At 44.3% G+C, this 22800-nt stretch carries 31 protein-coding genes and 1 tRNA gene; 23 read left to right on the top strand and 9 right to left on the bottom strand.

Annotation, left to right across the window (positions count from 1 at the left end; translation table 11 throughout):
• Positions 1–78 precede the first annotated feature (78 nt).
• The 8 genes from EHO57_RS13950 to EHO57_RS18980 all read left to right on the top strand — a co-directional run bounded on the left by EHO57_RS13950 (position 79) and on the right by EHO57_RS18980 (position 4107).
• Positions 79–396 (top strand): hypothetical protein, encoded by a 318-nt coding sequence (locus EHO57_RS13950; RefSeq protein WP_246050699.1) that lies wholly within the window; start codon positions 79–81, stop codon positions 394–396.
• A complete protein-coding gene (locus tag EHO57_RS13955; protein WP_135698421.1) occupies positions 396–872 on the top strand; it encodes a hypothetical protein in 477 nt (158 codons plus the stop codon). The genes EHO57_RS13950 and EHO57_RS13955 overlap by 1 nt, the downstream gene beginning before the upstream one ends.
• A 25-nt stretch (positions 873–897) precedes the next feature.
• Complete coding sequence (locus tag EHO57_RS13960; protein WP_135698370.1) at positions 898–1845, top strand: hypothetical protein; 948 nt, start codon at positions 898–900, stop codon at positions 1843–1845.
• A 3-nt stretch (positions 1846–1848) separates the two neighbouring features.
• Positions 1849–2385, top strand: a complete 537-nt coding sequence (locus EHO57_RS13965) for a hypothetical protein (protein WP_135698371.1) — start codon at positions 1849–1851, stop codon at positions 2383–2385.
• A gap of 45 nt (positions 2386–2430) precedes the next feature.
• Positions 2431–3075 carry a hypothetical protein gene (locus EHO57_RS13970; RefSeq protein ID WP_135698372.1) on the top strand — a complete coding sequence of 215 codons (645 nt, stop codon included), beginning with the start codon at positions 2431–2433 and terminating at the stop codon, positions 3073–3075.
• Entirely contained in the window at positions 3072–3431 is a 360-nt protein-coding gene (locus tag EHO57_RS13975) for a hypothetical protein (protein WP_135698373.1), read from the top strand. Before EHO57_RS13970 ends, EHO57_RS13975 begins: the two co-directional genes overlap by 4 nt.
• 123 nt (positions 3432–3554) lie before the next feature.
• Positions 3555–3743 (top strand): hypothetical protein, encoded by a 189-nt coding sequence (locus EHO57_RS13980; protein WP_135698374.1) that lies wholly within the window; start codon positions 3555–3557, stop codon positions 3741–3743.
• Complete coding sequence (locus EHO57_RS18980; protein ID WP_246050701.1) at positions 3718–4107, top strand: hypothetical protein; 390 nt, start codon at positions 3718–3720, stop codon at positions 4105–4107. Before EHO57_RS13980 ends, EHO57_RS18980 begins: the two co-directional genes overlap by 26 nt.
• Here the strand turns inward: EHO57_RS18980 and EHO57_RS13990 are convergent.
• Positions 4104–4529, bottom strand: a complete 426-nt coding sequence (locus tag EHO57_RS13990; RefSeq protein WP_135698375.1) for a helix-turn-helix domain-containing protein — start codon at positions 4527–4529, stop codon at positions 4104–4106. The two genes, EHO57_RS18980 and EHO57_RS13990, sit on opposite strands and share 4 nt — an antisense overlap.
• Positions 4530–4651: 122 nt before the next feature.
• On the opposite strand from EHO57_RS13990, the gene EHO57_RS13995 reads away from it, so the two are divergent.
• Positions 4652–5197 (top strand): thermonuclease family protein, encoded by a 546-nt coding sequence (locus tag EHO57_RS13995; RefSeq protein WP_135698376.1) that lies wholly within the window; start codon positions 4652–4654, stop codon positions 5195–5197.
• 153 nt (positions 5198–5350) lie between these two features.
• Here EHO57_RS13995 and EHO57_RS18845 read toward each other — a convergent pair whose 3' ends face one another.
• The 3 genes from EHO57_RS18845 to EHO57_RS14005 form a co-directional block, all read right to left on the bottom strand.
• On the bottom strand, positions 5351–5689 hold the full coding sequence (locus EHO57_RS18845; RefSeq protein ID WP_167882919.1) for a hypothetical protein: 339 nt from the start codon (positions 5687–5689) through the stop codon (positions 5351–5353).
• Positions 5690–5724: 35 nt separating this feature from the next.
• The gene (locus EHO57_RS14000; protein WP_135698377.1) at positions 5725–6222 is read right to left on the bottom strand and encodes a hypothetical protein; all 498 of its coding nucleotides are present in this window, start codon (positions 6220–6222) and stop codon (positions 5725–5727) included.
• A 252-nt stretch (positions 6223–6474) separates the two neighbouring features.
• The gene (locus tag EHO57_RS14005; RefSeq protein ID WP_135698378.1) at positions 6475–7089 is read right to left on the bottom strand and encodes a hypothetical protein; all 615 of its coding nucleotides are present in this window, start codon (positions 7087–7089) and stop codon (positions 6475–6477) included.
• Positions 7090–7184: 95 nt separating this feature from the next.
• On the opposite strand from EHO57_RS14005, the gene EHO57_RS14010 reads away from it, so the two are divergent.
• Positions 7185–7910, top strand: coding sequence for an SOS response-associated peptidase (locus tag EHO57_RS14010; RefSeq protein ID WP_167882920.1), 726 nt, complete (start codon positions 7185–7187; stop codon positions 7908–7910).
• On the opposite strand, the gene EHO57_RS14015 is transcribed toward EHO57_RS14010, so the two are convergent.
• The 4 genes from EHO57_RS14015 to EHO57_RS14030 all read right to left on the bottom strand — a co-directional run bounded on the left by EHO57_RS14015 (position 7902) and on the right by EHO57_RS14030 (position 11704).
• Complete coding sequence (locus EHO57_RS14015; RefSeq protein ID WP_135698380.1) at positions 7902–8288, bottom strand: hypothetical protein; 387 nt, start codon at positions 8286–8288, stop codon at positions 7902–7904. The genes EHO57_RS14010 and EHO57_RS14015 overlap by 9 nt on opposite strands.
• 91 nt (positions 8289–8379) lie before the next feature.
• On the bottom strand, positions 8380–9555 hold the full coding sequence (locus tag EHO57_RS14020) for a hypothetical protein (protein ID WP_135698381.1): 1176 nt from the start codon (positions 9553–9555) through the stop codon (positions 8380–8382).
• Positions 9556–9941: 386 nt separating this feature from the next.
• Positions 9942–10847, bottom strand: coding sequence for a ParB/RepB/Spo0J family partition protein (locus EHO57_RS14025; protein ID WP_135698382.1), 906 nt, complete (start codon positions 10845–10847; stop codon positions 9942–9944).
• A 56-nt stretch (positions 10848–10903) separates the two neighbouring features.
• On the bottom strand, positions 10904–11704 hold the full coding sequence (locus EHO57_RS14030) for a ParA family protein (RefSeq protein ID WP_135698383.1): 801 nt from the start codon (positions 11702–11704) through the stop codon (positions 10904–10906).
• A 138-nt stretch (positions 11705–11842) separates the two neighbouring features.
• Here EHO57_RS14030 and EHO57_RS14035 point away from each other — a divergent pair, with 138 nt between their 5' ends.
• The gene (locus tag EHO57_RS14035) at positions 11843–12454 is read left to right on the top strand and encodes an LBL_2463 family protein (protein ID WP_135698384.1); all 612 of its coding nucleotides are present in this window, start codon (positions 11843–11845) and stop codon (positions 12452–12454) included.
• A gap of 8 nt (positions 12455–12462) precedes the next feature.
• Positions 12463–13365: an LIC10906 family membrane protein gene (locus EHO57_RS14040; RefSeq protein ID WP_425460796.1), complete on the top strand. Its 903-nt coding sequence runs from the start codon at positions 12463–12465 to the stop codon at positions 13363–13365.
• On the opposite strand, the gene EHO57_RS14045 is transcribed toward EHO57_RS14040, so the two are convergent.
• Positions 13362–13799 carry a helix-turn-helix domain-containing protein gene (locus tag EHO57_RS14045; protein WP_135698386.1) on the bottom strand — a complete coding sequence of 146 codons (438 nt, stop codon included), beginning with the start codon at positions 13797–13799 and terminating at the stop codon, positions 13362–13364. The two genes, EHO57_RS14040 and EHO57_RS14045, sit on opposite strands and share 4 nt — an antisense overlap.
• Before the next feature lie 452 nt (positions 13800–14251).
• On the opposite strand from EHO57_RS14045, the gene EHO57_RS14050 reads away from it, so the two are divergent.
• From EHO57_RS14050 to EHO57_RS14100, 11 genes are all read left to right on the top strand, one after another.
• Entirely contained in the window at positions 14252–15307 is a 1056-nt protein-coding gene (locus tag EHO57_RS14050; protein WP_135698387.1) for an AAA family ATPase, read from the top strand.
• Positions 15308–15328: 21 nt separating this feature from the next.
• Positions 15329–15658 (top strand): single-stranded DNA-binding protein, encoded by a 330-nt coding sequence (locus tag EHO57_RS14055; RefSeq protein ID WP_135698388.1) that lies wholly within the window; start codon positions 15329–15331, stop codon positions 15656–15658.
• 469 nt (positions 15659–16127) lie between these two features.
• Positions 16128–17027 (top strand): hypothetical protein, encoded by a 900-nt coding sequence (locus tag EHO57_RS14065; RefSeq protein WP_135698390.1) that lies wholly within the window; start codon positions 16128–16130, stop codon positions 17025–17027.
• Positions 17024–17602 (top strand): hypothetical protein, encoded by a 579-nt coding sequence (locus EHO57_RS14070; RefSeq protein ID WP_135698391.1) that lies wholly within the window; start codon positions 17024–17026, stop codon positions 17600–17602. The genes EHO57_RS14065 and EHO57_RS14070 overlap by 4 nt, the downstream gene beginning before the upstream one ends.
• Before the next feature lie 215 nt (positions 17603–17817).
• Positions 17818–18009: a hypothetical protein gene (locus EHO57_RS14075; RefSeq protein ID WP_135698392.1), complete on the top strand. Its 192-nt coding sequence runs from the start codon at positions 17818–17820 to the stop codon at positions 18007–18009.
• An 11-nt stretch (positions 18010–18020) separates the two neighbouring features.
• Positions 18021–18812, top strand: coding sequence for a hypothetical protein (locus tag EHO57_RS14080; RefSeq protein WP_135698393.1), 792 nt, complete (start codon positions 18021–18023; stop codon positions 18810–18812).
• Positions 18812–19558: a hypothetical protein gene (locus EHO57_RS14085; RefSeq protein ID WP_135698394.1), complete on the top strand. Its 747-nt coding sequence runs from the start codon at positions 18812–18814 to the stop codon at positions 19556–19558. The genes EHO57_RS14080 and EHO57_RS14085 overlap by 1 nt, the downstream gene beginning before the upstream one ends.
• 66 nt (positions 19559–19624) lie before the next feature.
• Positions 19625–19724 (top strand) — tRNA-OTHER (locus tag EHO57_RS18850).
• Between the two features lie 194 nt (positions 19725–19918).
• A complete protein-coding gene (locus tag EHO57_RS14090) occupies positions 19919–20500 on the top strand; it encodes a 3'-5' exonuclease (protein ID WP_135698395.1) in 582 nt (193 codons plus the stop codon).
• A 2-nt stretch (positions 20501–20502) separates the two neighbouring features.
• Positions 20503–21600: a DNA-methyltransferase gene (locus EHO57_RS14095; protein ID WP_167882921.1), complete on the top strand. Its 1098-nt coding sequence runs from the start codon at positions 20503–20505 to the stop codon at positions 21598–21600.
• Positions 21601–22017: 417 nt separating this feature from the next.
• The gene (locus EHO57_RS14100; protein WP_135698397.1) at positions 22018–22770 is read left to right on the top strand and encodes a ParB/Srx family N-terminal domain-containing protein; all 753 of its coding nucleotides are present in this window, start codon (positions 22018–22020) and stop codon (positions 22768–22770) included.
• Positions 22771–22800: the final 30 nt, after the last annotated feature.

Here is a 22800-nt window from a genome sequence, read left to right on the forward strand (position 1 = left end):
CTGCATTCATTGAAAAAAATATCGGCTGAAGATCGATCTACCCTCTACCGATAAACAGCAAGGCTGTATTTTAAGTGGATGAAATCGTTCTCTTTACAAGACCTGACTCGCGCCCAAATGTTGAATACCTTCGCTATCCCGAAGCCAACGGACCCGCCTGATGCAATCTTTGAGCTCAAAGATAAGGAAAAATTTTATGTCATTACGGGGCTGGACGCGACTGGCGCTTGGACTATTTCCGGAAAAACAGGCAATAAGGACGAAAGCTTACGCGATTATGTTCGTTCTGGAAATGGCCCGATTCAGTTCTATCAACCGATAGGTCTTTCGGAAGTGATTTTTACCGGAGTGGATAAAGTCTTCGGGTACGATATTTTCGCGGTCACGACCCTATGATGCAATCCAATCAGCGTTCCGGAGGAGCCCCACACCCGGGGTTAGTTGCCCAAAAGCGCCCTGATGCTCTCGGAAGAAATATTACTCACTGGGTAAAACCGGGGGATGTTGAAACGCCCCGAGAAAGGAAAGTTCTTCAGGCAAAGGAACAACGAAACCGGATCCAACATACTACGGCACGGGATCCAAAAGTTGAAAAACAGATTCAAGAAATGACCGACCGTCATAAACAATTTGAGGAAGAGGCGAGGAAGCAACGTCGGACTTACGGCAGTGGTCCACAAGTTCCCAAGCCTGGTATGATAATGCGAGTCTACGCAAAGGGCAAAGTAAATGTCGGGGGCATGCTCGCTAAGATCAAAGAAATCGCTGAAGATGGAAAAACTGCAATTTGCGAGCTTACTTCGGGAAAGACTTATCCAATGCCTCTAGACCAATTACAATTCGCAAAGTCCTATTTAGACTCCTCCGATTAAGTCTCGGCGTTTTAACGTTAAGCTCATGTCAACGGGTTACGAAGGCGAATTAAATCGTCAGTTAGAGGATTTCAAATATCAGAATCTCGCTATCAAGGTGTATCCTGATAGAGATCCTAAGAAGAATAACGCTGGAAAAATCACGCCCGAGTGGGGTTGCCTCATTCACCCGGACGAAATCCGCCGAGTCTTGATGCTGGGAAACGAGAATATCGTAACCACTAAAGGAACCCAACTAGAAGACTTTCAGTTGAAAAATTGGATCGATATGACTGTCGAGGCCTTTCAACAAGCAATAGAATGGGATATCTATCCACGGCTCTGGCGCCATCGGCCGATGCCATCGGAAGATGGACGTTTCGATATATCCGCCAGTGGTGATATTGAAGATTATGCCGAATGGGATGATCTGTATGATTATAAGTCTACACAATCAAATTATTTCCAATTGCAATTAAGGCAAAAACCCCTTGCAAAGGTCCATAAGTGGACGTTGGCTTTCCCTTGGGTTGGCGGTCGGGGAATCGATTTAATGGATAACATGATTCCAAAATTTAGGAATGGGATCCTACGTGCTGTTTTTGTTCGTGTTCCTGGGGCGGCCCTAGGCCAGCCAACTATGGGTCTCCAAGCCTGGCGAACGATGCAGGCCGGAGGTTCTTATCCGGGGGCATATCAGGTTGATTACACGACTGGTTACGATCATGCAAATCGTGTTCCAAGAGAACTAAAAGAAGTTATCATTGATTTATTCCTCATTAGCCTGCTGTCATCTTATGGCGAGGGAATTATCGGAGGGATTTCAAGCTATTCCACTTCTGTCGGTGTAATTAACGAATCCCTAAACACAACAATGTCCGCAGAAAATGCCTTTTTTGGTGCCAGGATCAAACAATTGAATGAAAAATGTAAGGCCTGGTGGAAAAATAATAAACATAGATATACGCAAGTAAAACTGCGTTCTCTGGGTTAAGTCATGCCGGAGGAACAGGCAAAGGATGTAGAAACGTATTTCGGCCTCATTGCGTCCGCGATTTTAGCGCTGGCTCCATTATTGAGAGCCATTCTTAAAAAACTCAAGCAGTGGAATGAGAAGAGAAAAAGGGAACAATTAGATAACGAACTCCCCATTACCAGTCCTTACATCGATTCGATTGAAGAAATTACGCGTCTGGAAGTAAGATTTGACCGCCAATTCACTCCCCATTCCGCAGATTCCCTTCTTTCTGCTTTAGTAAAAACCTTTCATATCGCGAAGATGAGGAAGGTAGAGTCCCTAAAAATTGATTTCGCCCATTACGGCACGATCAATGCAACGGGCCAATCGGTCATTTTTAGATTTGTCGATTACATTGCGGAACAAAACGGCCTCCGGGTTGTTATGCGTTTCCCGGCGGACTCACCCGATGCCGCGAAGTTGTATTCGAGCTTACAAAAGTATCGATCCGGAAAGTCATCTGGACAGATCGAATTTTATCTACATGATTATTCGGAGCTATTAAAGCACCACTGATCCCCATTTCTTCTCCGATTTTCCATAAAAGTAGAAACTACGGTTATGGAATTACAGAAATTCGTAGCCGAATTAAAAAACGAAACTCACCAGCTTTACGGGGTTCGTTTTGATTTGGAGGAAGTCCTCATTGGCGTCCGAGGGATTTCAATTTCCGATGGAACAGTTTCTTCAAACGACGACGCGTTTGATCGCTTTAATGACATTCTTTTCAATATTTACGAAGATTCATTCGGTTATCGAATAGTCACGATGGATCCGGGTAAGGTTTCGCCAGAAACTTTGCAAAAATATGGGGTCATTGGAGGGGAGGCGAGGACCGAGCCCCAGTTGACCCGGGTGAGGTCCGGCGATCATCGAGGCAAACCCGCAATCATACAGGCAAGCCAGGTTCTTGTTAGAAGGGATGGGAACGGCGATCTCATTTGGGATGAGAAGGATAAAACCTACAAGGGATGGTTCGGTGTAGATATTCATGCCCAGGGTATGGAGAAGGACTACGTTGGCGTTTCCTCGCTAGCCTGTACGGTTACGAAAGCTACCTGGAAAGATCGGGAATGGTTAGACTTTTATAAGGCGTTTCTCATGGCAGAAGCTGCGGCAAAAGCAAAAAACCCAAAATTTCAAGGAATTCCGTACGCAATCCATAATCAAGATTTGGCTTTGAAAATATTAGGAGAAGTAAAATGAAAAAGCCCAGAAAGGCTATCGAAATCCTGCAAGTCGATCCTACCTGCGAAGAAGCGAAATCGCTCGAAAAGGATTTAGAGCACTCTATCGTTGTAGATAAAAATCCTTGGCGCTCATCTAACCAGGCCTTCCTTTTCGGGGCTGTCACCATATTGTTAGGTCTGTTCATCGTTCATTACTGGCCGGAGATGGTTATTGCCGAGGGCTTCGGAGCAATCCGCCTTGGGCCATCTTTGATTATTCTCGGAACTTTTATTTCTGGATGGTTCAAAATCGGCGAGATGGTAAAGGGTTTTGGCGAGATTCTTCCCAAGATTTCAGACCTTATCCAAAAGTTGAGAGGAGGGGGAGGCTAATGAAATGGTTATGGTACTTACTTTTTTGCATCTCGATTTCCTTTCTCAAATGCAATACTAAAGAAAACTCCGACATTGATCTCCAACATTGGCGGATTTGTGTCGCAAACGATGGAGATTCCAATGAACTTTGATCCTAATCCCTCTCTTTCGGCAGTAAAGAACTTCGTTAGTCAAAATAAGACTCTCGTCATTGTTCTTGGGATCGCTCTGCTTTCTTATATTGCAGGTCGCATTCACGCCACTCATAATAATGCGATCGAATGCGATTCGAACGGGATCATTATTGATCCAATTAATTTTGGCAAGTAACCCCGTGAAAGCTCAGTTTTATCTTCACCTCATATTCGCCCCTCTGCTTTTACTCTTACTTCAATGCGGGAGTATCCCAGTAAAACCGGCTCCTTTGGAGCCAAAGAAATATTGCAAAGAACCGATTTATCTTCCGATGGCCATTCCTGATACCAAATCGGTAAGTGCGAGAGGCGTCCGCGAAATAGAGAAGAACAATAGAGAATGTCTAAACTACATTCAAGGTGTCGCGATCGAAAACACGAGGGCCGCTGTAGAAAATCAGCCCAATTCCACCGCTGATAATATCCGAATCTTCAGCTATGGCGCACTCTTCGTAGCAATCCTCGAACTGATTTTAAAATTAGTCATAGTGGCCGCCTAAAAAATCTGATCGAATTTCAGCTCCGGAAAAACATGCTTTATCCTTCCTAATGTTGAAAGGGAAGGATTGGCATGCGCCGGTGATTCAAGTCGCTGATAATTGTATAGATGTTTCATGCCGATCAGAACGGCGGCCTGTTGTTGACTTAATTTTCTTTTTACACGAATAGAACGAAGAAGAAGCGCAAAGCCTATATTAGGGTCAACGGGGACTTTTATCGTTCCCCTCGGCCCCTTCGCCAAAGGAAACAAGTTACTATTATTCTTTGAATTATTAATTAGAAATTCTTTTAAAATAGAACTCAAATTTTCCAGCAGATCCTCTCTCGATAGATTGGAAGCTTTGCAAAGCGGTTGTTCAACGCACGTTGCAACAAAGTTATCAGCAATCTTCTCCACTTTGAAATGAAATTGAATCGGCATTTTTCCATTTTCAGTTCGTAGCGATGTGATCCCAAACCTTTTCCCGCTTCAGGAAAAAAAGTGGAAAGAAATTCCGAAAATGCTTGTTCTAACATTGTTCCTGTGGTGTCCATAGGGCAAAAATGCAAAAAAATCATGTTTTTTCAATATTTCGAAGGGTTCCCTCTTTTGATGTTGGGCCGTTCTTTCTTATAGTAGTTGCGATCGCTTTCGTTATCACAACCGACCTAAGGGCCGAAACCGTAATAGGGGAGGTGGTTCGCGTCCTAGATGGGGACACCATCATAGTCGCAAGGGAGCAAGAACGAATCGTTATTCGCCTTTCAGATATCGATTGTCCGGAGAAAGATCAAGAGTTCGGCAGAGAAGCGAAGGAGGCAATTTCAGGATTCGTAATGCACAAGAATGTTTCAGTGCTAATACGGGGAAAAGATCGCTATGGTCGAACAATCGGAACCGTTTATCTCTCGGGTGACAATATTAACTTTCGGATGATAGAAAGCGGTTTCGCCTGGTGGTTCTATAAGTATTCCCGCGATGAATTATACAGAGATGCAGAAATACTCGCCAGAAAACAAAATAGAGGATTATGGTTGAATCCCTCCCCCTTGCCTCCATGGGAATTTCGAAAACTTAAGACCTTGAGGAAAAAATCTAATGAGACATAGGATGCATTATCGGAAGTGGGACGAGCGGCCCTCAAAGGGGAGCTCCAATGAGACCAGTAACGTTCAAGTCTAAATTGCTAAGCGTAATCTTATCATACTTGGACTCTGAGTAAAATACAGAGCATTGATTATTCGATTAAAGGGAGTCTCTACTTACGTAAGACCGGGATTATCATGCCAGAGCTCGACCCAGGCGAACTGGTTATCTTTACCAGGTATTTCCACCGGATACGCACGAGGAATGTCTAAAAGGACTTTCCCTGCGCAATCTCGAATTACGATGTGCAGAAATTTACTCGGCTCAGTTACTTCTTTCTTAACCATGCCTTCAGGAAGGTCTATATTCCATAGACGATAGATTGGAGCTAGTTGCCTTCCTCCAACAGAGAGGCTGATTCGCTTGCGGTCAATGTCAAAAACATGCGTAATTAAGGAGAATTTATTTACCTCATTATCCAGGTAAATTTCTAGTTCATACGGATGGTAATTCACGCAAGACTATAAGTGCACTTCTGCGCACGATGGATTTAGCCGAAAAAGTCCATCTGCCAACGAGAATGCCCTGGCACTGCAAAGTTCGAAAGGAGTTCCTTTCGAGGAAGGGACAGGATCTCGGTGGAGAGCTGTTTCGCATCTCTTGGGACGAAACTCACCTCGCGGAACTTCTCGTCGAATAAACACGGTTCATCGATGCCAGAAAGTAAAAGGGTGTATCGGAGGGTTTGAGATTCGACATCCGAATGCCTTAATTGCAAGTAAGCACTAACCTGTTGGATCGGGTCGTTGACCGAAAACCCGTATGTAATTATTTCACGAATTTTCTCATTTTCCCACGCAAAATCCGCAGGTGGCCTAAGCTCGATGGTACTTTTTTTCCGAATCTTTTCGGTCAATCGATGAAGGATTTCCAGATTCTCCGCAAAAAGTGAATCCGTTGCTTCATCAACACGAGTTGAATGCCAGTGCTTGATCGCAGCTAGGATTACTCCTAATGCGATAGTGAAAGAAATTGTAACCCAATTCATCGTATTCTTCCTTCCAAGACTCTTAGCATTGCGGAATTTTCCGCAATGGCGCTCGTTGCCCTTTCCAAAATCTGTTCAGATTTCGTTTTCCCAAACCATTTGAATATTTTATTCGCAAAAAAGTATATAATGACCAATAGACCAAGAAGCAAAACACAGTAAGCGAAAGTTCGCGCTTCCCCGTTTTCTCCGATTAGCTTGAGGATTAGATAAATCCCGTTTATTATCTTGTCGGCGGATTCCATGATCTTCTCAACTACGCGGTAAGGATCCTTTTAAGGCCTCAATCTTCTGCAGGGCAAATTCGATCTCCCGTTGCATCTTCGATAGTTCCTGTTCTGTGAGATCGAAGAACAGGGTCTCGCCTTCAGTGCCCTCGATACTTAGAATGGTAACATAGAGATTTTCAATAACTTTTACTCGATGAATGTCAAAAATGGGGCGAATTTCAGTGGTCAGATTAAACTTCTGCAGCGTGGACAGTACATGCGTTTTCTGTGCGCGTTTACGAAGCACGATATACGGTTCGAGAGTTTTGACGAAATTTTTTGTTCTTTCCCAGGGGATTTCGACGTTTAACGTTTCAGGTTTTCCGGAGAAAAAAGCCTGCTCAAAGGACGCAAAGGCCTCCTCGAAACCTTTTTGCTCGGTCACCCAATCGCCAAGAAATCCTACCAAATTTAGAAATATTTTCGCTACTTTTTCATCGATATTTAGACTGGCGCAAAATGCCAAATATTGCGCCAATTGACCGGAGGTTGCGATCTCATTCCTGTTGAGATACTCGGCGATTTTTTCTAGATTTGCGTCCGATTGCTCAGAAAGGAGCTGAAGGTCATCAAAGGGTTGCACCCTTACGGTTCTCATGGTAGCACCGTAAATATCAATAAAAAAAGCGTCGGCCCGTTTTCAGAAAGTCATCTGACTTCTGTCCCATGCGGGGTCCTACCAGCGAAAGAAAAATGTGCGGCAGGTTCTATCAAAATCAACAATTAGCGGAATGGAAAGGGATTTCTGATTTGATTCCCAGACAGCTCCATTTCGACGGAATGGACAACATTGGGCCAACCGACCGGGCGACGATCATTACAAGACCGGGTGGTCAATTTCAAACGATTGGAGCAACATTTTGGCTAATACCAGAGTACCTTGAAAAGCGGGAGGATGCCTTTAAAGCCGCTACGTTCAATGCAAAGTCCGAAACCATCTTTCAGCTTCCTTCCTTCCGAAAGCCGATCATCCATAGACGCTGCTTGATTCCTACTTGGGGATTTTATGAAGCCAATGGTCCTGCGAAATTTAAACAACCTTGGTTCTTTCATTTAAAGAACGGGGAGCCCATGGTATTTGCGGGGATCTATACGGAATGGTGGACCAAACCATTCCTTGCTTCTAATAATGAATTTTCATTTTCTATCATTACGGTTCCGGCAAACGCCTTAGTGGCGAAATACCATGCTAAGAAGCGAATGCCGGTAATCCTTCGGAAAGAGCAATTTGAAAGGTGGACGCATCCGGATTTACAGCACACTGACGAGATATCTTCTTTCTTTAAGATTTTCCCGGAAGAAGAAATGGATGTGTACCCAGTGTCGAAGGAATTATTCAAGGGGCTGAAAGGCGATAGATGTATTGAAAGAATACAATTACCTATCAATGAACCCCCGGAAGAACTATCGCTATTCTAAGCTCACCAAGGATCCCCACACATAACTATGATCGATTTTTTGCACTGTAAATGAAACGACAACTTGGAGGTAGCCATTCGCGTTACGCCTCCCCTCTTTCCCTGCAACCTTTTTTATCATTGGTCGCTGTGCAGCATTGAAGCGAACGAAGAACAGTTGGTCTTTTTCGTCGCGAAGGGAAATATAACCTTCGTTCAACGTTTGGATGAAAGCTTTAACCTCCCCTACCCTTCCCAATGCCCCCGAACCTTCGATTAAGATCTCCGGAATACTGGAAAAACTACGTTCGTCTGCCGCCCTTATTTCCATCCCCAGCGGAGACAAAATTCCAACCAAAAGCAAGTAAACCAAGCAGAGCCATTTTTTAGAGAAAGCCATATCGAATAAAACGAGCAGAAACTCTTATAAAAAGCAACTGTTTTGTAAATCAATATGCCTTAGCAAGTGTTGAGGAATCCCAGTGCTCCTTCTAACTCGCCAACCTGAGTTGATTCGAATTCCTTTTTCTAAAGGATGGGAAATTGCCAGGTTTGCCGCTCGGGTGGAGCAATTCATTTCTAACACCTCTTTCAGTAACCGGAGATCCGTCTTGGGGTGCGGAGCATGTTAAACCTGCCTTTGCAAAAAGAAATTCCACGTCCGCAGGATCGACCAGATCCACCGAGGAAGAGAATCTTTCAGGACGGGGTCGCGCGGGTTCTGATTCCAAAGAATTATTACAGGATTCTTCCTCAGCCCTGAGAAATAAGACAGGAACGGGGCGGTCAACTTTGTCGGTAAAATATTTTTGGATTACTAACCTCAGGGTCTCCGGAAGGGCTCCGAAAATGTTTAGATTACCTTCAACTAGCGAAACAGAAACTTCATTTAAGGATTCGAAACTCCCTCTTGATAAATGCCCTTTTGCCCAAAGTAAGAAGCGATCCCACGAAGTGTCAGATATTTTTTCGTCGCGGGGAATTGGGGCGCGGGACGAGCTCGTGGAGGGTAAAGGCTTACTGTTCTTTTCCGCAGCTTTATTTTTACAAATTCCCCAAATATAAGAAATATGACCTTCCTTTCCAGCGACCGTGGCAATGGTGAGAGCCTCGGCTAAAATGGATCCACCGAATTCTTTCAACAAAGAATCAAGACTAAGATTATTTTTCTGATGAGATTCGGGAGTCGGTCTTGTTTGTACTTTATGAGTACTGGATTGAAGATTAGATTGAGAACTATTAGTAATGTCGGTTTGATTTTTTTCAAATCCTCCGTTTGATTTAGATCCATCCTTCCCATTGATTTCCGTCAAAGAAGCGTTGGAATTTTGTCCATTGATAACAACGAACTGAGCATAGCTTGTCGTAATTATGCGCTGGTTTTTTTTCCAAGGAGTCGCCATAAAGGAAATTTCTATATACCCCTCTTTCCTTAGGATCATTAGATACTTTGAGACCGTTTGCATCTCCAGGCCGAGGCGTGCAGCGATCTTTCGATTTTCAGCGTAGCATCCAATGATTTCGGGTGAGCACCTTTTTTCGGTGAAGAGAATAGTGTTTTTATGAAGGAAAGCAATCTCTGAAAGGAGAAGCTTCATTGTTCGACTTAACTTGAGAACTTTGATTTCCGGAAGGGTATAATCCCCCCTACTCTGTTGTGAGTCCATTTTAAAGAATCCTTTGCGGGGAACGCGAACATACCTTCGGCCAAGGCGCTTTCCTGTATTTTTTGCCTGTAAGGATTCTTATGGAACCCTGAGTCACGCGGCCATTGACGAAGTGGCCGGTTTGAAATTATGTCTCTTCCAAACGGGTACAGCTAGTCCCGTACTATGAGGAAAAAATCAACAAAAAAATTATGTCTCGTAAGGAAAAGTGTCCCGATCGGCAGGCTTCGTCTCCCGCCGATCGAGTTTAGACTCAGGATCTAAAGATGTTGTGGAACATCTGTCGGTACATATATAACATACCAAGGTTTTGAGTACCACTTTTTTTTATTTCTAAGAAATATTTTCGGCAGTTAACATAACGGCCGACGTACCGTCAGGAGCAGTCATTGGCGAAGCAAGCTAAGTTCTTGCTCTTGTTTCTTTTTCAACTTCCTAAGTTTTGCGATCTTTAGATCGATCCTTTCAATGGATGCAACTAGGATTTCTTCTCGGCTTCTTGTTCCCGGTCCGACTTCTTCTTTAGGCCCAGCTTTGAAAGATTTGGCAAACTGTCTTGCCTCCGCTTGCTTTGGGAAAATTCCCGCTTCTGCTTGGGGGAGTAACCATGAAAGAACTCCCTTCCCGTTTTGTTTGAGTGCTGGAAGTACTTCCATCAAAATCGAGGTCGGAACCTTCCCTATTACCGACGCATCAGAAATTGTTCCTGAGCTCACTAAGTCGTTTATCGCTGACGCATGCGCAAGTTTTTGTTTAACCCAAGACTCTGACTTATGGAAAGTCTGAACGAGATTCGAAACCGTTAGGTTCTTCCGTGATTTGATAACTGAGATTGAGAGTGCGACCTCGAGATCCGTTAGATCTTCCCTTTGAATATTTTCGATTAATTTATATTCCGGGACGCGCTCCGGATCTATTTTGTCGACGTTCTTGATTATTGCTTCTATAAATTCATCACCATTCAACTTGACTGCACGAAGACGCCGCTCTCCAGCAATTAGGAAATAGGTGTCGCCTTTCTTGCGAACGGTGATGGGCTGGATAAGGCCAAATTCCTTTATGTTGGCCGCAAGTTCCTTGATAGAGGTTGGGTCAAAGTTGGTCCTCGGATTGTTTTCGCTTTGGATTCGGTTAATCGGGATTTTTTCATAACCGGCAATCGCGGAAGGACCTTCCTCGTTCGAAGCGAGTTCCCTCAAAAGAAGATTGCTTTGCGTGGGCCGATCAGCGGAAGGTTTTGTTCCTGATCCTGCGAAGGCCTGAGTGGTATTGAATACTTTTCGTGCGGTCATAAGATTTCCTCAGTCAGTTGACTGGACTTAACATTTGATTAGGACAGTTGACTGAACTATTTGGCGACAGTTGCATGTTCTGTGATAAAGTCTGCGATTAGGTCGTAAGCCAGCCAACCTTCCGTTCCTTCCTTCAATGGTTCACCGAATTCCGTTCTGTCACGAATGGAAGTCGATTGAGGGATCGGTGGAAGGATAACCGGGATCGGAACTTGTTCGAAGCCGGGGCCGTCTGTTTGGAGAAATTCCAAAAGTTTTGGGACTTGTTGGAGTTGCTCATAGATTATCTCACTTCGGCCCGACTTTCCCCATATTGTCGGAAGGATACTGACTGAGGCAAGGGTGGAGCCCGGAAAATTCACCGCTTCATTGATCTTCCGAAAGACTTTCTTAATGGTACGGACGGCCCACTTGGATGGGTTTGCTGGAATGATGACGGAGTCGGCGGCAAGAAAAGCTGAAAGCATTTCAGCGGATCCGGAACCGGGTGTGTCGATAACGATGAAATCGTAATCGGACTTCCTTAGAACTTCCCGCAGCTTGGTTAATAGGGAAAGATTCTTGCTTACATGGAATTGGAAATCTTCCAACTCCATTGCCGATGTAAGAATGTCCACCCCATGCTTTGTCCGTATGGATTCTTTCAGGGTTGTCTCGGATCGGATTACCGTAAAGACGTTTGCCTCATCGAAAAACTCCGGCGGTTCATCCGGAAAGAAGGCATCGGATAAATCCGCTTGCGGATCATGGTCAACAGCAAGTGTTCTGCCTCGACGCGCCAGGGACATGGAAAGGTGGGCGGCCGAAGTAGACTTCGCAACGCCACCCTTTACGTTTGCGATAGTAAAAATCTTCATAATTCTAATTTCGTTCTATTCTAGAATTTTTGAAAGCTTAAAATCTCTTATGTCTCATAAAATGTGAAAAAATATCGTCGAAAATCTTGGGAAAAAACATTTGCCCGAAACTTACACGTATGAGACTAAATAAGACTTATGTCACATTTACTACTGACCCGAAAAAATTCCTTCCTTGAGTCAAAAGTTGATTTTTCATCACCCGAGGAAGTGGCCGAAATTAAGGCCTTCATTCAGGCTATCTTCAGCCGTAAAGGTTATACGAAGTCCAGCTCGACTAATGTTGACTTGGATCGTTGGTCTACATGGTTTTGCGTTCGTGGAGAGGCCGGGGAAATCCTCGCCGCCATGAGGGTGGTAGAAAAGAGGCCCTACAATTTTCTTCCGATTGAACAAGCTATTATCTGTGATGAAACTCCACTCCGTAGATATGCAGTAGAAAATTATAATACTGCGGATTGGAATAATGTTGCGTTTAGCAATACAAGGGAAGGCTTAAAAGCAGCAAAACAATGCTTCGCACTTGCCGCTCGCTTTTGCATAGAAAAGAATTACGACATGGTCTATGGGTTTTACGACCTGAAAAATCCTGCCATTGTCAAGCTTTATTCAAAAGTTGGAATTCTCCCAAGTGAGATATTTCCCAAGCTAGTTTATTTTCCTGGATCAACGCTTAACGGTACGAATGTGGAGCTCACAATTATAGAAATTACAAAACAGACTTTACAAAACATTGTGTCAAAAATATAGTCCATTCCATGCTTTTTCTAGCGGCAATCAATGTAATTTGTTCATTTTGTACGTTTTTTCTAGGAATTTATGTCTTTCGGACAAAGGTTACCGTAGTTCCCTTGAGGCTGCGATTTTCCTTTTTGGTTCTGACACTTGCCGCCACACTTTGGGTAATCGGGTCCGGGATGAGAAATTTCATTCCTTTATCCCTTGCGCAACAAATTCCAAACTGGACGTTGGGGGTTACCGTTCTGATTCCCTTCTTTCTATTGGAAGTTGTTCGTGGAGCAACAAATAGGAAGCACCCCTCAAGGGGCATTCGCTTCGCTGAGGCTTTACTTCTCTCCTATCTCTTATACTCTGCATTCGCCTGTAAGATGATTGTAGTTACAGGTAATATCTCCGTGTATAGGCCGCTCCTAGCATACCACATATTGATCGCTTACGCAGCGTTCTATTGTGGATCAGCCGTGCTTCTGCTTATTTCAACGATTCAGAAGACCGAAGGAAATAGAAAATTTATGGCTCTTATAATGACGATCGGCATTGCGTATGGCCTTTGCGTCGCCTTACTGTTCATTTATTTACTTCCTATTTTTGGAATTTTCAAAGGCTACCTTTCATCAATCGGGGTATTGGGATGGGCAATTCACTGGGCTATTATCTTAGTTGATTATGGTGCATTAGAAATATCTCAAGTTCCGAGTGTGTTGGATGAACGACCCATCCTACTCAAAGTTTTTGCGCCAAGTTTGCGTCTCTTACAGAGATTTTTTTGTCCGAACGATTATTCGGAACGATTACGTAAGGAAAGGGCAGCGCTTGTTGAGCAAATCATGTTATACGATCTCGATTTAAGAGAAAATGCAAATTTAAGTCGCCAAGCGAGATATGAAAGGGTAGGGGAGAGGTTCGCACTCTTTCTCTAACTTTTGGCGCTAGATGAAATCTTTCTGATAAGGTTTAAAGTCAAATCGAGCTCCTTCGGTGAGAACTCAAGGAGTAGCATTTTCATTTCCTTTACGCATCCCTTTTCCTTCATTGCTTTCCAAAGTTCTTCATATTCGTCCAGGCTTTTCTGCGCTCCCTTTCCTTCGCTTAGATAACGTCTTTTGAAATCAACGGGAAGGAGATCGTCCATAACCCAATTCGGATCCACATGGTATTCGCGCCGTAACGCAGAAAGGAAAGCGCGAGAAGGTGTCTTCGTCTTTCCGGTTAGGATATGGCTTAATCCGGCAGGGGTCTGCTCTAATTTTGAGGCGATGTCTTTTTGCTTGAGATCGGAATTCTTAGCAATCTGGTCATCAACGATCCGTTGGACCTTGGCAGGAAATAGCTTCGGAATCTTTTCTTTGGACATTTTGCAAATATACTCACTCAATTTTCCATTGACGGAAATATACTCAGTATATTATATTCGTCTTTGAGAAAAGGGGGCGATTTAGCCATTACTCAGTAGACCATTTTGGTCTGGTTACATTGATACTTTGCGCGTGAGCTCAAATTGCAATTCTAATTTTGACAAGTGATTCAATTTATATCCCTGCCGGAATAGGAGGAATATGAAACTCGAGAACATTAGAGGCGTATAATCTACCCACGTTGCTTTGGTAACTAGAGAAAGGAGACCAGGAAGTTCTAAGCGACCAATAGACCGATTCAAGGCGCAAGCCCATGGATTCGACGATAATAATGAGATTTATTTCGCCGTGGTTGATCGTTTTACGGACGAGGTTTTGTATACTAATTTGGAAAAAGTAATGTGCTTCGCCTGGATTATTGAGCAGGAAGCTCAATATTTGAGGAGCGTGCATGATGAGAGCCTTAAGAAAAGCTAAACGCCTTGACGGAAGACTCCGGCTGCTTCTGGCGGCACCGCCAGAAGCGTTGATTAGCCTGACAGCGTTAGAGATTGCGACCGGGATTGAAAAGGACAACGAACCGAGAATTGCGGTAATCCGATCTACTACGGACACTTTTACTTATTACGCAGATAAGTTTTCTTTTGATGAGGATGTCTTAGAAAATCCCTCCACGGACCATTTTATCTCTGCAATAGAGAACTGCGTGAGTCAAGGTTATTCAACGTTGATTATTGACTCGCTTACCCATAGTTGGCAACACCTTCTTTCGGAAGTAGATCGCAAAACCAAAACTCATTACAAGGGGAATAGTGGGCCTGCGTGGGCCGATTTTACCCCGAAGCAACGGGAGTTGATGCGGGTGTTGCAAACTAGCCCCTGCCATATCATCGCCTTAGTTAGGAATAAATTTGAACATGCGACGATTCGCAACGAGGCGACTGGAAAAGTTTCAGGGGAAAGAATCCTCTTAGGTCTGGAACAATCAAAGGAATTAGAATACGAATTTGATACAGTCATCCAGTTGGATCACCTAAGTGGGGGAATGATTATTAGGGATTTTGAATTTCCGGGTACCCTATTAGAAAATGTCGGAAACGAATTCCCGGAACTAGTAGCCGGTCGCCTCCTGTCAAAAAACCAGACAACAAATCAAGAACCATGCCAAGAAGAGGGCGAAGCTCCGCAAAAAGAGGAACAGAATTTAGAAAATGCAAGCACTTTTTCCGATGACGACCTCAATCAGAAAACCTCCATGATGAAGGCGAAAATATCTGAGATCCTGGCAATTTCAATGAGTGAGCCAACAGAAACGAAGACAGCTCAACTTCGATCTTTAGTCGGCACTTGGAAATCTTATCGTGAAGCATTCGATAAGGAAGGCAGGTTAGATGAATACGCTCAGATGCTCACTCAATTTAAGAAGGAACTCATGGCTCTTGGGATGGAAGAGAGTGCCGCAAGAGAAATGATATTGGCGGAAGATAGTAAGGTCCAGGTTGCCTGACGACTGAATAAGGATGAGAGTGTGAAACATCTAAATACCATAACCTTAGAGGGAAATATGACGGCCGCCCCGTCGATGCGGACCGCCAACGGGAAACCAGTGGCTTCTTTCACAATAGCGACGAACGACGGAACGGAAACCACTTACGTACGTGTGGAAACTTGGGATAAACGTGCCGAGGTGGTTAGGGATTTCGGAGGTAAAGGCAAACCAGTTATTATTCAGGGAAAACTTAAACAAAAGCGATGGAAAGATGCCAATCAACACGATCGTGAAGATCTCTTGATAATCGCTTACGAAATATTCCTACGAGGCGATAAAGACGCGAAGGGATCCGAGGAACAGGAATAGGCGATGCAAACGGCAGTCCTGGTAATCTTTATCGGTTTGGTCGTTGCAACTGTCTTCTTGCTCTGGATAAGCGGAGGGGGCCCGCCATCGAATGCGGCCGTTTTAAATAGCCTTAATAAACAGATTCAAAAAAGAAAAAAATATCATGGAGGATAAAAATGAAATTGTTGTTGGAACAAGAAGAAACTTTACCGATTAGTCTGGATGCCGTTGACCCAGATTCCGCCTTTATAGAGCGTTTTGGCTTTATACAGAATGGTGATTCCTTCCATTCCGAACGGCTCGGTGGACTTACCCTCTGGGTAGATGATAGGATCCATTTCCTTCTCAAAGGTGTATATCTCCGTGAAGCAACGACTGATTGGGAGGTAGCTTCCCGTTTTTGTTCCCTCTTAGAACTCGAAATGCTTTTAGAGGCAAACTTGAAACCAGTTCCGGAAGTATCGGATGAATTCGACTCGGAGAATTCATGAAAGAGAAAACACGCAGAATCTTTAAAGTGGAGCGGAGGGAGTCTCCATACACTGTAATCGAAAATCAAACCCTCCGCGACCGAAGAGTGAGTTATCGTGGGAGGGGTGTACTCGCTTACGCTCTATCTCATGTTGACTATTTTGTACTAAATGCGGACAGCATTTCCCATGAAGGGCCGGAAGGAAGGGATGCCATTTCAAGTGCTCTACGAGAGTTAGCATATTTCGGGTACGCCGAACTGAAACGAGAGAGAAATCCCGATGGGACATGGCTTTCCTATTGGTCCTTCTTTGAAATTTCAAAAAAACCACATATCATTGATCGTCCTTCAAAATCGAGAAGGCGCAAAGGTGTCGAGCTTACGCCCTCATTATTCCAGGACCAAGCAAACCAGGCGCCAGACCCTGAAAAACCGGTTACGGATATCCCGTGCGCGGATAAGCCGCCAATGGTTCTTCCGGCCGCGGATAATCAGGGCGTAAAAGAAGTACCAATTAAAGAAAGCAGAATCGAAGAAAGAACAGAAATAGAACGAATAAGGGAAGAAGGAGGGAACGTTCCCCCTTTATTGCCTTCGTTTAAGCACGCCAGGTATCAATTCACTTTCCCTGAATCTTGGTATAAAAGCTTTGAGCAAAGTTATTTTCAAATTCATGGATCCTTGCTAGGAACTAGCGATGGTGAACTGATGGCAATGCAAAAGCTTTATGACCTTACGGCGGGAGATTGGAATGAAGTTTCGAACAAGATTGAAGCCTTTAAACAGAAGAGGGCTAGTGGCGGAAAATTCTGGCCATTGAAGCCAGTAACGCCGCGAAACATTGAACATTATTGGGCAGAACTGGTGCCCTTGGAAGCCACCACGTTAGCAGTCCCTAAATCGAGGGTGATATGAAAAAGATCATAGAGAAAAAGCTGCAAGAGCTGGCGAAAGAATTTCCTTTTGGCAAAACGATCTTGATCCGAGGCAAAACTGGGGCCGGTAAAACGGCTTTGTTGGAGCATTGGGTCCAAATGGCAAGCAAGCTCTCACAAACCTATTATCTGCCAATTGTAGATAACGGATTAGTAAAGGAAATTCCTCGCGAGGAGCCCTTGCTACCGAAGGTATGGATGGTCAAGGAGGGTCAGCTATCCCTTGAGTTTAGGGAGGATAATTTTCTGCCTCGGGTAGATAGCTTTCGAAAAGATCGAAACAGCGTGAAAGAAATACTAAATGGCAAGGAATATCTTTTTACGGACGAGTTATTCAAGAAGGTGAATTGGCAGCTTGGGGATGCTTACCGAGCTTCACTGCAGAAAGCAAACTTCGAAGAATTTGTTGACTACATGTATGATCGCATTGGAGCCGGGAAGATTCATTGGATCGCCGCTACAAACTATCAACTACAGGACGTTTATCCAGATGCTCGCCCGGAATTGGTTCGTAGGTTTGAACAAATATTCGAAGGGCGAGTAATCGAACTTTAAGCAACTTAAAACAAAAGCAAAACGAAGTGAGTTCGTTTTGGTCGGAGGAAACATATGGCAGTTAACACTCAAGAAAAACCCTTAGAGGATGAAGACACATTTTTTCGCAGGGAAAGCAACGGGGAATTGCTTTACATGAATCTCCGCGATGCTCAACGGATAATCGACAAGATTCGCATGAACAAGTTGGCGGACCGCATTCACAAGGAATTGCAATGAAATTTCTAAAACATCGAATCAAAATCTATCACTCGCAGATATACGCCAAGAATGGTGAACCCAAAAAGAAAGTTATCCATGAAGAGCACTTTCTCGAGGTGGAAGAAAACGGAAAGCGTCAATGGTACCAAGCCTTCAAAATTCCGGCTTCGGCCGTCTCTGGAAAGGATGTAGAAAAAGCAAATTAGGATAGGGGGAAATGGCTATGACCGGCTTTGCATTACAAACACCAAATAGGGAAGAATTCCATATATGTATGCACGTTAAGAAAGGGCGTAGTAGGGAAGATTGGGGCTCCACTGGCCAGTTCTTTTCTGGAATCAACGCACAAAATGAAGCCATACGAAATGCGGAGCAACTTCAAAAGAGAGCTCCGGAGGGGACATCCTATTCAGTTCAAATCTATTTGTTTGGATTAAACCCCAAAAATAAGCCGGTTAAATTTAAGGTATGGAAGAATGGACATCACTTCGATTATCAAAAGCGCCATGATGTATTACAAATGCGTCGGAACAGACGCATTTACAAACCTAACAATTCTCCGCAAGCGGTAAAAAAGGAAGGGAACATAGCGTACTTTCCAGCGAAACTAAATTTACAAGTTCCAAGGAGGAATACAGTGCCAAAAGAAGAAAATCAAGTAGAGGAGGTATCGTTTGATACCTTAGCCAAAGGAGCTCTATCTGAGATATTCTATGATGCAATTCAAACTTGTATCAAGGATATTTATGATCCGAACAAGAAAGCGGCGGACATTCGGAAGTTTTCATTCGGGATAGAGCTCATTCCTAAACTAAAAGGAAATGGGGAAGTCAACTTCATTGCAGTCAATGTCGTGCCTCCGGATCCTAAACTAGGAAAGCAGTTTAAGATTGAGACTGTTATCCATGCAGTAAGACAGGGAAGTAAGTATCTCGTTCTGGAAAATCAAATGGCTCAAGGCGAGCTGTTTCCCGAACAAAAGATCGCTGCAGTAGGAGGTAAAAGCTAATGGATTCAAGTTTTGTTAAAGCTATTCAAGATGGAAAAGAAGTTAAGGTCATTGAGATAGACGACAGGAAGTATTCAACAGCCTCTTTGGTTCCTGTCGAAGATCCCATTGCCTCTCCAATAAAAACGACCACCCTTTCTGGGATTGTCGATTTTCTCAAAATGAATCGGGATGGAGCGGTTCCAGCGGATTGCTTTGTTCATGTGCAAAACCCTCGCCAAGTTACCGTTACTACAAAGATAGTCGGAAAATTTAGGAAGAGAGAAAATCTCATAGAGGCAACCTACGGACTCCCAACCTTTGAGTTTGGCAAATATAAGGACATGGATACCTTTATCACCCAACTGCAAGCGCTGTTCGTAGAAAATCAACCGTTGATCGATATTGTCGCGTTTGTCTCTTCAATTTCTCAGGTTGGTAGCGTTGGCGTTGATGATGATGGAATCTCCCAAGAGGTGACTCGCAAGGTAGGAATCACCCGTAAGGAAAAGAGTCCCGTCAAAAATCCTATTGTTCTTACTCCACGCAGAATCTTTCCTGAGGCAAAGCAAGTTGCAAGCCCATTTATTTTGCGAGTAAAAGGTTCGGAAGACGAAATTGAAGCTGCGCTCTTCGAAGCGGACGGGGGCCAATGGCAGGTTGACGCAGCTTTAAACATTAAGGAATTCCTGGATGAACAATTAAATGGAAAACCGAACGAACAAGATAAAGATGGGAATACATCTTCTTGGAAGATTATTGTTTAACTTCATTCGAGAGCATTAACTAAACCTTCCCAATCTTGGGACACGGAATGTAGTCACCGTGAAACATGGCGGGGTCGAATAAGTAGTTCGTCTGTCTTTTCCTCTTCTGGAAACCCTTTTCTCATCCGGACAGAAAGCGTCGGTTCAATCCCGACACCCGCAACCAACATTACAATGGGATAACTCCCGTTAAAGAGAGCGATTTGTGACAAATAAACCTGAGGTAGAAATGGATTTGGAAAGTCGAATCAAGTCTTTCTTTTCTCGTGGGTATTCCGTCGAACGAACTTCCGAGATCATTGGAGTTGAACTGTCTCGGGTGCTTTTTCTTGCAAAGAAGCATGGGTACGATAACCGCAGATGATTCGCAATGTTACCTGCATTGATATCGAGACAACGGGTTTTAGTAGAACCAAGGATCGAATTGTAGAATTTGCTGCTTACCGCGTCACCGAAGAGGCTGGCGTTTGGAGATATGCAGACAAGATTCGGAAGCTGGTCAATCCCGGGATCTCAATCCCACCCGAAGCGACAGCCGTTCACGGTATTACAGACGAAATGGTACGCGTTGCCCCACCGTTCTCTGAACAAGCGGATTGTTTTATTCCGTTTTTGTCGGATACGATCCTCCTGGGATATAATGTGAAAGTATTCGATATTCCTTTCTTAACCGCAGAAATAGAGCGTTCGGGCTTACGATGGCCAACTGCGCCTTTAGAGGTCATAGACCCTTTTATTATTTTTAAGAAGCGGGAAGCCCCTCGTCATGATCTTGCCTCGGCCATACGGTTCTATACCGGCAAAGAAAGGCGCCGCGCTCACAGAGCTATGATCGATGTGGTTGACCTCCTTCGGGTTGTGAAAACGCAAACCATGTTATATCCAGAGTTTCGTGAATCGCCGGACCCGATCGTTTCTCTGATAAAGGCTACAGGGATATAAGGTTGTTTAAGATCGAGGACATCGTAAATACCGTTCTTGTTGGGGATGCGTATGAGAAGCTTCAACAGTTTCCCCCGAAGGTGATACAAAGTGTCGTCACCTCTCCTCCCTTCTTTGGTCTTAGGAATTACGGCATTGGCGGCCAGATTGGTTGGGAAGATACCCCTTTTGAATATACGCAGAAGCTAGTTCAGGTTTTTCGAGAATGTAGGCGTGCTCTTCGTGATGACGGCACACTTTGGTTGAATCTAGGGGATTCTTATAATGGAAGTGGAAAGGCAGGCTTAAATTCTTCCTACCAGCAGAAACATACGGAATTTGGCCGACCCTCACTTGAAAAATCACGGTTTGGCAAACCGACAAACGTACCTGGGCTAAAGCGCAAGGATAAGATAGGGATCCCTTGGCGGGTTGCGTTTGCGTTACAGGGATTTTCGGTCATTGGCAATAATACGTTGAATGGTTGGGCTAATCTCTTAAAAGACGCGATTTCCCGAAAAGATTGGGAGTTAGTGGAATTAGTTGAAGGGCGCATAAGGTTAGAGGCGCTTGCAATCGCCCTAGTAAAGGAAGGGTGGTATCTAAGGCAGGATATCATTTGGAGTAAACCAAATCCCACCCCAGAGCGAGTAAAAGATCGGCCGACAACTTCACATGAGTATTTCTTCCTATTCTCCAAATCAAGACATTACTATTATAACGCAGACGCAATCAAAGAGCCATCAGTTAGCTTAGACCCAACACATCCTAGCTATCGGCCCCAATCGGTGGAAATATCTAAGGGGAGAAAAATCCATACTGGAAAGCACTCGAAATCTGTTCGGAGTTATCCTGAGAAGAGGAATAAAAGATCGGTCTGGACAGTGACCACAAAGCCTTACAAAGGGGCCCACTTTGCTGTTTATCCACCGGACTTAATTGAACCTTGCATTCTTGCGTCCACTCCCGGGGACTTAGATCCCCCCGCGATCGTATTAGACCCTTTTGCGGGTTCTGGAACGACAGCATTTGTTGCCCGAAAGCTCGGCAGGAGCGCCATTTCAATAGAGTTAAAACCCGAGTATGCCGATATCGATCGCCGCCGGAATAATTCTCGCTAGTCTCCTGTGAATAGCAGAACGAAAAAAATCAACGCGGCCATTGCCTTTCGCAAATTAAACTTCCCATACTGCGAAGTTTGCGGGCGCTTTCCAGTGTTTGGATGCCATCTTGTAGGGCGCAATGTTTCCTATAAGGGTGACGACGGGAAGGAGAAGAACGACCCGACGGATCCGGAATTTATTCGATCCTTGTGCTGGGCCTGCCATAAGTCATACGATAAAAGCACCAGTCCAAGTGCGAGAATACAGTGGTGGTTAAGTCACGGAAAGGAACCTGAAGCAATGCTCGTCGCGCGGATCGCTAACAACTAACCAAAAAGTTTGGCAAGCTTTCGCCATGTACATTCCATTGAAATGACTTCCCATTTTGCCGGGAAAGTAGTTTACATTTATGTGTAGGACCTTAGCGTCTTTCGCATGATTAAATTTTCCCAACCTTATGAAGTGTCTAATGAGGATTTAGAGCCTCACCCATTAGTGAAAAACAGGCACATAGAGCATGAGGATCAGGTGATTTTCCGGGCCGATATCAAAGAACACGGTGTCTTAGAACCAGTCTTGATATCCAAGGAGAAGAATACCCGTGGGAAGCATTGGATCTTGAATGGACGAAGACGTTGGACTACAAACGGGAAGGTAGGACATAAGAAAATTCTTGTTCGCCATCTTCTCACCCCCCTAACAGATAGTGTTCGCCGCCGCATTATGTACGGGGGCAACCAACTTCCGAAGCATTTTACTTTCGATGAAATAGTAGAAATTATCATAATAGAATACGGCAAGGTCGAAATATTCAAAAACTTCCAGGGTGGAACGCCAGATCGTAGAAAGCTTGGAGCCATTCCATTATCCGAAGAAATAGCGAAAGACCTAGGTGTTTCGAAGAGGTATGTTCAGACGTTACTGAAAGCCGCCCGGGCAATTCTAACGAAAAAGCCAATCGAGCCGCCGACGATCAAAGAAGGGGAGTTGGTGTTCATTTATAGGATTATCTCCGAGATCGAAACCCTTGAAAAAGAGGAAAAGAAGATCGAGACTGCCAAAAAGAAGCTCGTTGACGCACGACGAAAGAAAGCAAAGGAACTCCGAGTGTTTGGCGGAGTAGACCGGTGCAAGGAGATTGTCGAAAAAGAGCGGAAGAGGCGGAAAAAAGCCCGAAATAAAACCTAATGGGAACAGGCAGGGCCGACTATTACCGTT

The sequence above is a fragment of the Leptospira langatensis genome (genome assembly GCF_004770615.1).
Classification (GTDB): Bacteria; Spirochaetota; Leptospiria; order Leptospirales; family Leptospiraceae; genus Leptospira_B; species Leptospira_B langatensis.